This is a genomic window from Phyllobacterium sp. CL33Tsu, from assembly GCF_900113985.1.
Lineage (GTDB): Bacteria > Pseudomonadota > Alphaproteobacteria > Rhizobiales > Rhizobiaceae > Phyllobacterium > Phyllobacterium pellucidum.
In genome coordinates this window covers 148,721-160,564 of sequence record NZ_FORJ01000006.1, presented here as the reverse complement: position 1 = coordinate 160,564, position 11,844 = coordinate 148,721, and the positions used below count along the sequence as shown (strand labels likewise).

Below are 11,844 nucleotides of genomic sequence, written 5' to 3'. Positions count from 1 at the left end.
ACTGTGGAATTGGGCAGACTTTGTTCCGTTACACCCGTGACCCGTTCGAGAGATGCTTCCCACAATGCCCGCTTCGTCTTTGAAGCAGAGGCGAGGACAACAGCATAGTTCCGTGGGAGACTGTCATGGTAACGTTGGTAAAGCACGATCTCGAGTTTATCCTTAAGCAGATCAAGATAGCGGAAGCGCACGCAGCGGGCGGTGACCTGGCCGAACTGGTGGCGGGCTATAATGGCAATGATGGCCTTACCCAGGCGCACCTGCTTCCCTATGGTCTTCGCACAGTTGATGGCAGCTATAACAACCTCATCCCAGGCCGGGAGAAATGGGGTGCAGCCGACCAGAGCTTCCCCGGTATTTTTGACCCGAACTACATGAACGATGCCGACGGCGACAGCCTCGTCTTCGGCCCTGGCATGATCTATGACAACAACGATTATGGCGTTGGCGGCAGTGGCGGCGGCGACGGCCGGCCCGCAAGCGGGACCGGCCCTGGCCAGACCTATGCCCCAGGCAGCGGAACCGTGATCGATGCCGATCCCCGCCTTATATCCAATCTGATCGTCGATCAGACCCTCAACAATCCAGCCGCGATCAGTGCGGCCCTGATGCATGCAGGGGTGAGAGGCGCCGCACTGACGACGGCACTCACCGAAATCGTCAACGCCCATACCATTCTCAAAGCAATTCCGGCTCCGGGACCAGGCCAGACACCGTCGAATGCCTATACACTTGCCAAGGGCGTGCTCGATGGCTTGCTGCAGGAGCATGGCATCGAGATGGACGGCAACAGCGTGCTGCTCCTCAATGTGTCCCCCGACGATGGTCTTTCCTCGCCCTACAATGGTTGGATGACCATCTTCGGTCAGTTTTTTGACCATGGGCTCGATCTCGTCGCCAAGGGCGGCAACGGGACAGTCTATGTGCCGCTGCAGCCGGACGATCCGCTCTATGTTCCCGGCAGTCACACCAATTTCATGGCATTGACCCGTGTGACGGTTGATGCCGGCCGTGACGGCCTGATAGGTACTGCCGATGACGGACTTGGCCTCGATGGCATTGCCAATACAGCCGACGATGGTCCCGCGCATCCGGTCAACCTCACGACGCCGTGGGTCGATCAGAACCAGACTTATGGCTCAACTGCCTCCAAGCAGGTTTTCATGCGCGAGTATGTCGCCGGTCCAGATGGCAAGCCGATTGCCACGGGCTACCTGCTGGAAGGCGCCGCAGGGGGCCTTGCAACCTGGGCAGACATCAAGGCGCAAGCCGCCAGCGTTCTCGGCATTCGCCTTACCGACGCTGATGTCGGCAAAATTCCGCTGATAGCGGCGGACGAATACGGCAACTTCTTACCTGGACCAAATGGCTATCCGCAACTCGTCGTCGGGCTTGGCCCCGATGGGCAATTGGGAACGGCGGACGATGTGCTGCGCGAGGGTAACCCGGCCGAACCCGTCAGCACCCAAGGCGCCATTCTGACGGGCCATGCGTTCCTCGACGACATCGCTCATGCGGCAGTTCCCATCCTTGACGCGTTGGGAGCCCTGCAGGCCGATACCGACTCAGGCATAGGGTATTTCAATGCCGATGGTACGGCCGGCGGCTTCAACACCCGCGGCGGTCAATTGGCTTATGACAATGAAATGCTTGACGCTCATTATGTGGCAGGCGACGGCAGAGCCAATGAAAACATTGCACTGACTGCTGTCCATCACGTTTTCCATTCGGAGCACAATCGCCTTATCGATCAGACCAAGGAGATTGCGCTTGCGTCGGGGGATGTCGATTTCCTCAACGACTGGCTACTCGTCGATGTTGCCGCCATGCCGGCAACGCCCGAGGAACTAGCTGCGCTTGTCTGGGACGGCGAGCGCCTGTTCCAGGCTGGACGCTTCACCAACGAAATGGAATACCAGCATCTGGTCTTCGAGGAATTCGGCCGCATGATGCAGCCGGATATCGATGCCTTCGTGTTCGAACCTTCAGCCGATATCAACCCCAGCATCGCGGCCGAATTTGCGCACGTTGTCTACCGGTTCGGCCATTCGATGCTGCGCGAGGATATTGCCCGCATTTCCCTCGATGAGAATGGCGATCCCGTCGTGGACGATCTCGCGCTCTTCGATGGCTTCCTCAATCCGGTTGCCTTTGCCAATGCAGGCGATGCCGACACGGCCGCCGGAGCGATTATCCGCGGCATGACCAGGCAGACGGGCAATGAGATCGATGAATTCGTGACCGACGTGCTGCGCAACCAATTGCTCGGCGTACCGCTCGATCTTGCCACGATCAACATCGCCCGCGGACGCGATGTGGGAACGCCGCCACTGAATGCAGCGCGCCAGAAATTTTATGATGGAACAGGCGATACGCTGCTCAAGCCCTATCAAAGTTGGGCGGACTTTGCGCTTAACCTCAAGAATCCCGCATCGATCATCAACTTCATTGCGGCCTATGGCACGCATGACAGCATCACCCAGGCCTTGACGGTCGAGGCCAAGCGCTCAGCTGCAACGCTCCTCGTGCTTGGGGGCGCTGGCGCTCCAGCCGACCGGCTCGATTTCCTCAATGCTTCGGGAAGTTACGCGGGCGGGGTTCTGGGCGGCCTCAACAATGTCGACTTCTGGATAGGTGGTCTTGCCGAGAAGAAGATGTCGTTCGGCGGCATGCTCGGCTCGACCTTCAGTTTTGTATTTCAGATGACGATGGAGAACCTGCAGGACGCCGACCGGTTCTATTATCTGTCACGTACCCAGGGTCTTAATCTTCTCAACGAGCTTGAGAACAACACGTTTGCAGAGATCGTCATGCGCAATACCGATCTCGGCGAGCCGGGATCGACGGCGCTCCCTGGCAATGTGTTCTCTGCGTTCCAGATGCCGACGCTCGAAATGGACATCAGCAAGCAGCTAGGCGCCGACCCGGTCCAGGACGATCCCACCCTGCAGGCCTTCTCGCGGCTGGTGGAACGTCGCGACGCCAATGGCAACCTGATCAACGACACGGTGACGGATGCAAGCTACATCCGCGTCAACAGCAATGAGCATTTTACCATCGGCGGCACCGAAAACGACGACACGATCATTTCCGGGGGCGGTGACGATGCCATCTGGGGGCGGGGCGGCAATGACCGGATCGAGGCGGGCTACGGTGTCGACAAGGTTTTTGGCGGTGATGGCGATGACATCATCACCAATGCCGGCACCGACATCGGCGAGGCCGATTTCCTTCATGGCAATGCGGGCAATGACGTCATCCATGGCGGTTCCGGCCTGTCGCTGATCTTCGGCAACGAGGGCAACGACTTCATCATCACTGGTCCCGACGGCAAGGAAGCGTTCGGCGGTACTGGCAACGATTTCATCCTCGGCGGTACCGGCGGCGACTTCCTTCTGGGTAATGAGGGCGATGACTGGCTCGAAGGCGGCCAACGCTTCGATACGCTTGCGGGCGAAAACTCTGAACTGTTTTTCAACTCCTCCATCATCGGCCACGATGTCCTCAACGGCGGCAGCGGCGACACCGACTACGATGGTGAATCCGGCGATGACATCATGTTCCAGAGCGAGGGTATCCAGCGTAGCAACGGCATGGCCGGTTTTGACTGGGCCATTCACAAGGGCGATGTCAACGCGGCAAATTCCGATCTCGGCATACCGCTCTTTGCAACCCAGGAAGCCTTCATTCTCCGCGATCGCTTCGATCTGGTCGAGGGCTTGTCAGGCTGGATACATGACGACACCCTCACGGGTCGTCGCGAAGCTGTGAACACACGTGCCGAAGCCACTGGCACCGCGGCAATCCCCGGCCCGGACTCCGCGCTCGACTCCTATTCCAATGCACTTCTTGAAAAGAACGTGGATCTCATCACAGGCCTTAGGGCTCTCGTGGCCCACATTGCGCGTACATCGCAAACCGGCAACAACGGTGTGGTCGAACAGGTTGTCATGGATACGGCCGACGCCTCCGACATCCTTCTTGGCGGCGGGGGCGGCGACATCATCAAAGGTCTCGCCGGCAACGATGTGATCGACGGCGACAAATGGCTCAATGTGCGCATTCTGGTGACGCCGCTGCCGGGTCAGGCCTGGACAGCGTTCAGCGTCGACAGCATGACGGAACTTGCCCCGCGCATGCTTTCGGGAGAAATCAAGCCGGGACAATTGTCGATCGTCCGCGAAATACTGGACGGCAATGTCGCCGGTGATATCGACACGGCAGTTTATACCGACGTTCGCGCCAACTATACGTTCGGGCTGAACAGTGATGCGAGCCTCTATATCGACCATAGCGGTTTTGTCGAGCCGCAGCAGGACGATGATGCAGGGGAGAACGAGGCCAATCCAAACCCCGTATCGGATGGTCGCGATACCGTGCGCGGTATCGAGAAGCTGCGCTTCACCGACGGCGTACTCAACGTAATCGAAGGTACGGCGGCATCGGAAACGCTGAATGGTACCGGCGACGACGATCTCATTGTGAGCAAGGGCGGCAACGACATACTCAACGGTCTTGCCGGGAACGACATTCTGTTGGGAGGGACTGGTAACGATACGCTGAACGGCGGCAGCGGCGACGACACCTATGCGTTCGGCCTTGGCGATGGCAGTGACACAATCACAGAAACCAGTGGTACCGACCGCATCTCTATCGCGGCTGGCGCGCTTACGGGCCTGGCCTTCAGCGAACTCACGTCACCCGCCAGCGCCAATGACAATCTCCTGATCCAGTTCAACGGCCAGCAAATTACGGTTGTCGATCATTTCGACCAATCGGGCGAGGCGGTGGAGTTCGTCAACTTCAATGGCGGTACCTATGAGGGTTATGCGCTCGATGGCGATTTCGCCATCAGCATCGACGACAACGGAACCCGCACCGCAGCAGCAGGGGTGAATACCGTGCTTGCCGGAACGTCCGGCGGCGATGACCTGCTGGGCAATGACGGCAACGACCTGCTGTTTGGCAATGCCGGCGATGACGATCTTGACGGCGGTGCCGGGGACGACCTTCTGGTCGGTGGATCGGGCAATGACGAACTGATCGGAGGTCTCGGAGCCGACACGATGGTCGGGGGTACCAACAATGATGTTTACCAGGTCGATGACGCCGGAGACGTCGTCATCGAAGCGTTGAACGAAGGAACCGATACGGTTGAAACTACACTTGCCGCCTACACCCTCGGCGCAAATGTCGAGAATCTAACCTTCACCGGCGCTGGCGCCTTTGCCGGCACGGGCAATCAGCTCGCCAATCGTATCGAAGGCGGTGACGGAATCGATACCCTGATCGGCCTCGATGGCAACGACACCTATATCGTGACGGCCGGCGACGTGATCGTAGAAACTGCGACGGGCGGCACGGATACCGTGCAGACCGACCAGACCTACCAGCTCGGTGCATTTGTGGAAAACCTTACCCTTGGCGGCAATGGCGACATTAACGGCACCGGCAATTCGGAAGCCAATGTCATCAACGGCAATGGCGGCGACAATCAGCTCTTCGGCGCGGGCGGCAACGACACGATCAATGGCGGTGGCGGCAATGATTTCATCGATGGCGGCACGGGAAATGATACGATCAATGCCGGAACCGGCGATAACGTCATCATCGGCGGCGACGGCAACGATATCATAAACCTCACCACTTCGAACGGCACCGACGATATTATCCGCTATACGGCCAGCAACTTCGGCGCCGATATTATCAATGGCTTCGATGCCAATGCAGCGCAGGGTCAGGATCGCATTGATCTCAGTGCTTTCGGCCTGTCCGCATCCGACATCGGAACGACGGCTGCATCCCGCATTCAGATCGAGGATATAGAAGACGGCGCAGTCGACGATACGCTGATCACGATCCGTGATGCGGGCAGTAACGTCATCGGCTCGATCAGGCTGGACGAAGTCGACAACAGCACCGTCACCGCTGCCGACTTCATCTTTACGACCCCGTCTACTCCTGTGACAGGCAATGATTTTGGCACAACAATCACGGGGACCAACGGTAACAATACGCTCGACGGCAATCTCGGCAATGACATCATCAACGCGCTCGGCGGCGACGACATCATTATCTGGAATGCCAATGCCTCGGGAGCCACCGATGGACGGGATATCGTCAATGGCGGCACCGAAGGGACAGCCGGCGATACATTCGTGATCAACGGCAACGCCTCGGCCGAGACATACCGGATCTATACGCTCGCTGCCTGGGATGCAGTTCCCGGAAATAACCTTTCCAGCTTCAATGGGCGCACGCCCGAAATAGTCATAACGCGCAATGGAACCGGCTTTGCCAATGTCATTGCCGAGCTGACCGATATCGAGGAAATCCGCATCAACGGTGTTGATCCGGCAGCCTCAGGTACGGCCGGTGGAGACACCATCGAAATCATCGGGGATTTCTCCGCTACGAGCCTCCGTCCCAATACGATCACGATCGAGGGTACGATCGGGGACGACATGGTCGATATCACCTCGCTCGGCTCTGCGCACCGCATTGTCTTCCGGTCGAATGGTGGCAATGACACGATCGTGGGTTCACTCCGTCCGCAGGATGTGATCGCACTCCCGGCTGGCACGTCGATCGCGGATTATGAAGTTTCGATCAGCGAAACAGGACAGACCACGCTTGTCGGCGACGACTACAGCATCACTTTCACAGCACTCGAGGGCATGCCGCAGTTTGCCGATGAGGACTATGATCCGGACGGCGATGACGACGACTATCCGCATCTTCCCGGCGATGACGATGACGACGACGATAGCGGCGGTGACGATGATGATGACGATGTCGATGCCCCAGGCGAATTGACTGGCCAGCACACGGGTGTCGGTACTTCCGGCGACGATGTTCTCGTCGGAACTGCCAATGACGATACGATCCTCGGCCTTGCCGGCAATGACAGTGCTCTTGGCGGTTCAGGCCGGGACATAATCCGCGGCGCGGATGGCGACGATTATCTTAGCGGCGAAGGCGGCCGGGACATGCTGTTCGGCGGCGCGGGGAACGACGATCTCTTTGGCGGCGGCGACGACGATATGCTCTACGGAGACGCGGGCGCCGACCGGATCTTCGGTGGCGATGGTCGCGATATCATTGATGGCGGGGCAGGCGACGATATTGCTCATGGCGGCGCGGGAAACGACCATTTCGTAGCGTCCGCCAATGACGGCAACGATGTCTACTACGGCGATGAATCGTCCGCCTGCTCTGTCGGCAACGACACATTGGATATGGCGGCAATTACCGCCAACATCAATGTCGATCTCGGCTCAGGTTTCATGGGTCGAGGTAGCGCAACGAGCAGCCTCACCGGCAGCGACACGCTCTGGGGCATCGAGAATGTCATCACCGGTAGCGGCAATGACACGATAGTTGCAAGCGCGGCCGTCAACATAATCGATGGGGGCGTGGGCAACGATACGTTCCGGTTCCTTTCCGCCGACGATGCCGACGGCGATACCATCCATGGCTTCCAGCCCGGCGACAAAATCGACCTCAGCGGCATTGATGCCAAGGGTTCGATTGCCGGAAATCAGGCCTTCACGTTGGTCACGGGATCGGGGTTCAACGCCGAGGGTGCGCTGAAGGTTACGCATGAAGTGCGCGGCGACGGCGACTACACCGTGGTTCACGGCAATCAGGATGGTGGAAGCGGCGCGGAGTTCAAGATCAGCATCAAGGGAACACACACGCTGACCGCATCGGACTTCGAACTGTAATTGCTTGATGGCGGGCCATGCCGGCCCGCCAGCCCTCCATAAGAAATCGCAAAGATCGGGGATCAGTAATGGCCAAGAGCAACAACCGGACCGCCAAAAACAGCGACGCAACCCAACAATTTGTCAAAGGCCTGCGCAGCGTATTTTTCTTTGTTTTCTCGCTGTCAGGCGTCATCAACATTCTTGCTCTGACCGGCTCGTTCTACATGCTGCAGATCTATGATCGGGCATTGACCAGCGGAAGCATACCGACACTCGTCGCCCTCTCGCTCCTGGCAATTGGACTCTATCTGTTCCAGGGCCTGTTTGATGTCATTCGCTCCCAGATCCTCGTCCGGGTGGGAGCGCGGCTTGACAAGAAGCTTGCTCCCCTTGCTCATCAGGTTGCAATCGACATGCCGCGCTTCGGCTTTTCGACCGCGGAAGCACTCGAGCGTGGCCGTGACGTCGACACGGTCCGCGGCTTTTTGGGAAGCCAGGGACCAATTGCGCTGTTCGATCTGCCGTGGATGCCGCTCTACCTCGTATTCGTCTACCTCCTGCATCCGATGCTTGGCGCCTTGACCCTGGGCGGGGCATTCATCCTTGTCTGCCTGACTGTCGCCACCGAACTCATGACGCGCCGGCTGGCAGGCGCCTCGCACCAGTCCGCGATTGCCCGCAATGCTATCGCCGATTCCAATGCCCGCAACGCCGATATCCTGTGTGCAATGGGTTTTGCCCACCGCGCCATCGATCGCTTCACCGAGGCCAATGCGCAACATTTGCAGCTTCAGACCCGCACAAATGACATCAGCGGCACCTTCGGCGCGATCTCCCGCGTGCTGCGGATGATCCTGCAATCGGCCATTCTCGGCCTCGGTGCCTATCTCACGATCCAAGGCGAACTCTCGTCCGGCGCCATTATCGCGGCATCAGTAGCGTCGGCACGGGCGATGGCCCCGGTTGACCTCGCCATATCGAACTGGAAAGGCGTTGTTGCTGCCCGTGGTGCGTGGCAACGCATCAGGGAAACGGTTATCGCGCTCAGCAATGCCGACCTCCCGATGGACCTTCCGACACCGTGCATGAGCCTCAAGGTAGAAAAGATTACCGTTGCCGCCCCCGGGACGGGTCGCGTTCTTCTTAGCGACGTCAGCTTTGAGATCAAGGCCGGCGACGCACTGGGTATCATAGGCCCGAGCGGCGGCGGCAAGACCACGCTGATCCGGGCCCTGACCGGCATCTGGCCCGTGCTTCGCGGCAGTGTGCGGCTTGACGATGCTGAACTCACCCAATGGCGCAGCGATGTCATTGGCGACCACATCGGCTATCTGCCCCAGGATGTGGGATTGCTCGATGGTACAATCGAGGAGAATATCTGCCGGCTTGCGCCGCAGCCCGATCCGCGCGCTATCGTCGAAGCGGCGCGCAATGCCGGGATACACGAAATGATCGTGCGCATGCCGGACGGCTACCATACGCAACTTGGTCCGCAAGGCACGGCTCTTTCAGCCGGACAGCGGCAGCGCATCGGCCTTGCCCGATCACTTTACGGCAATCCATTCGTTGTGCTGCTCGACGAACCCAATTCCAATCTCGATGCGGAAGGGGAAGCGGCGCTGACGCGCGCCATCCAGGACATCCGTGCTCGTGGCGGCATCGCAATCGTAATCGCCCATCGGCCGAGCGCGCTTGCTGCGGTCAATCTCGTTGCCGTCGTTCAGGCCGGCAAACTGACGGCATTTGGCGAGAGAAACGAAATACTTGGAGCCCCGGCTCAACCAGTCGAAAAGCGACCGGTCCGCGCCGAGCAAGCGGAAAGGGTACCGGCATGATCATCGACGTCAAATCAACCAAGGTCGATGGTGTGGAGGCCGATCCGCAGGCCCGCTATCTCCTTTCAGAGAAAAAGCGATCCTCCCTGCCGCGATATGTCATCATCGTGCTGACCGGCATAATGCTGTATCTGAAGAGCTTCTGGCCGGATGACCAGAAATCGGCTGCAAGCGAGGAAGGCGAACCTGAAGCCGATGTGCAGGCTCCGACCCCGCCCGTTCTGAAGCTCGTCGGAAATTATGATGCCTGGGCGGATGATGTGTCCGACGTGGCCGGTTTGGCAGTACGCGACCGCGACGCGCCAATCCTGACCCCGACGCGGAACTCCAGCTTCGACGTGGGTGTCGTGTCGAGCACCGCTGCAACAATGGTCGCGTCGCCACAAAAGATGGATTTTTCGATCGAGGACTTCGTTCGAAGCTTTGGACCCGTTTCCCTGTCGCTGCGCGCAGCCAACGACAACCCGCCGGATTTTGCGGCCCGGTCGCCGGCGGCGGGTGCAGTTGGCGGGGCTGACGAGTGGGGTCAGAACAATGGCCCGGTTGCGTTTGAGCAGGACCAAGATCCTGACGAGGATGGCGAACCCACGACCGAAAAGCCGCACCAGAACCGTGCGCCGCGAACCGCAGGTCCGGTCCAGCTTCACGACGTTGTCGGCTGCGGTTTGGCCTATATCACCCTGGCAGATCTGCTGCGCAACACGACCGATCCCGACGGTGATGCGCTCTCAATAGGCAATGTCAGCACGTCCTCCGGCACCATCACGCATTCGTCGGGCGGATGGATGTTCGAGGCGATGGAGCTTGGGCCCGTCACGATCAGCTACCAGATCACCGATGGCGCGCTCAGCATCTGGCAGACCGCACATTTTGCCGTGGTGGCTGAACCTTCACTCGGCACCGGAGGTGTTTTTGTCGGCACCGATTTGGCCGACGACATCAGCGGCACGAGCGGCGACGATATAATCGACGCGCGCGCGGGAAAGGACAGCATTTTCGCCAGCGATGGCGATGACAATGTCGTGGGCGGTTCCGGCGACGATACAATCTACGGAGGAGCCGGCAACGATATTCTCTTTGGTGGAAGCGGCAATGACTGGATCTCGGGCGGTGCGGGCAATGATCGCGTGTTTGCCGGCTCCGGCAACGATATCGCGTTCGGCGACGATGGCGACGATTGGATTTCCGGCGGCGAAGGCAGTGATGTGATCTTCGGCGGCAGCGGCAATGATAGCCTGTTGGGCGATTCCGGCGATGACGTTCTGGACGGGGGAGACGGCGACGACAGTGTTTTCGGGGGTGATGGAAACGACCGTCTTCTCGGCGCAAGCGGCGCAGACAAACTCGATGGCGGCGGCGGGAATGATTTTCTCTCGGGCGGCGAAGGTTCGGACACGGTAGCTGGCGGCCAGGGCAATGACGTGGTTGCGGGCGACATGGATGCCGTTGCCGACAGCTACTCCGGCGATGCCGGGATCGATACGATCGACTATTCTTCCGCGCGGCGCGATATTGCCCTCGATGCCATGACCGGGTGCGCTACGGGCGTCGAGATCGGGGAGGATACGATCTCGGGTTTCGAGATATACAGAACCGGAGCTGGCGACGACACAGTCATAGGCAGCCTCCTCGACGATGCGATCTTCACGAATGAGGGCGACGACACCATAGTGGATGGCGGCGGTTGCGATACAATCGACGCAGGAGGCGGCAATGATACAATCCTTGTTGCCGCCGACGGCGCCAACGACAGGTTTATCGGTTCGGCGGGCATCGATACGATCAGCTATGCCCAGTCGGGAGCCGGGGTCGTCATCGACATGGACAATGGCACCGCGACCGGCGTCATGGTTGGCTCCGACATTATTGACGGCTTTGAACGCGTCATTGGCGGCGAGGGCAACGATCACCTGATCGCCGCGAGCGACACGGTTTCGCTAACCGGCGGAAATGGCAGTGACGTGTTCGAGTTTAAAGCAAAAGGTGACGGCGCAGCCATCATCCACGAGATACTGGACTTCATGGTCGGCGACCGTATTCGCATCTCGCAATACGACATCTTCAATGAAGTGATGGACGCAATCGAAGACCGCTTCGAAAACATTTACGGCGAAACAGAACGACCTGATCTTCCGATACGCATCAGCCATGCACAGACCGAGAATATGAACCGTACTTTGATCGAAGCGGATCTGGATGGCGACGGCCATCAGGAGCTGACCATCAGCCTCGACGGCCATCACATGCTGATGTTCGTCGAGAACGTTTGAACGCAATTATAGAACGGGGAAACGAGAACC

3 protein-coding genes are annotated in these 11,844 nt (G+C 59.1%); all 3 read left to right on the top strand.

Annotated features, from left to right (window positions below; translation table 11 throughout):
* Positions 1 to 125 precede the first annotated feature (125 nt).
* The 3 genes from BM074_RS19335 to BM074_RS19325 all read left to right on the top strand — a co-directional run bounded on the left by BM074_RS19335 (position 126) and on the right by BM074_RS19325 (position 11,814).
* Entirely contained in the window at positions 126 to 7,727 is a 7,602-nt protein-coding gene (locus BM074_RS19335; RefSeq protein ID WP_091924279.1) for a peroxidase family protein, read from the top strand.
* Positions 7,728 to 7,795: 68 nt separating this feature from the next.
* Positions 7,796 to 9,544 (top strand): type I secretion system permease/ATPase, encoded by a 1,749-nt coding sequence (locus BM074_RS19330; RefSeq protein ID WP_091924276.1) that lies wholly within the window; start codon positions 7,796 to 7,798, stop codon positions 9,542 to 9,544.
* Entirely contained in the window at positions 9,541 to 11,814 is a 2,274-nt protein-coding gene (locus tag BM074_RS19325; RefSeq protein ID WP_091924273.1) for a calcium-binding protein, read from the top strand. Before BM074_RS19330 ends, BM074_RS19325 begins: the two co-directional genes overlap by 4 nt.
* The last annotated feature ends 30 nt before the right edge of the window (positions 11,815 to 11,844 follow it).

Bases quoted from the DNA above. Each gene is read 5' to 3' on its own strand.
- BM074_RS19335 (WP_091924279.1), top strand. From the start codon at position 126: ATGGTAACGTTGGTAAAGCACGATCTCGAGTTTATCCTTAAGCAGATC.
- BM074_RS19330 (WP_091924276.1), top strand. From the start codon at position 7,796: ATGGCCAAGAGCAACAACCGGACCGCCAAAAACAGCGACGCAACCCAA.
- BM074_RS19325 (WP_091924273.1), top strand. From the start codon at position 9,541: ATGATCATCGACGTCAAATCAACCAAGGTCGATGGTGTGGAGGCCGAT.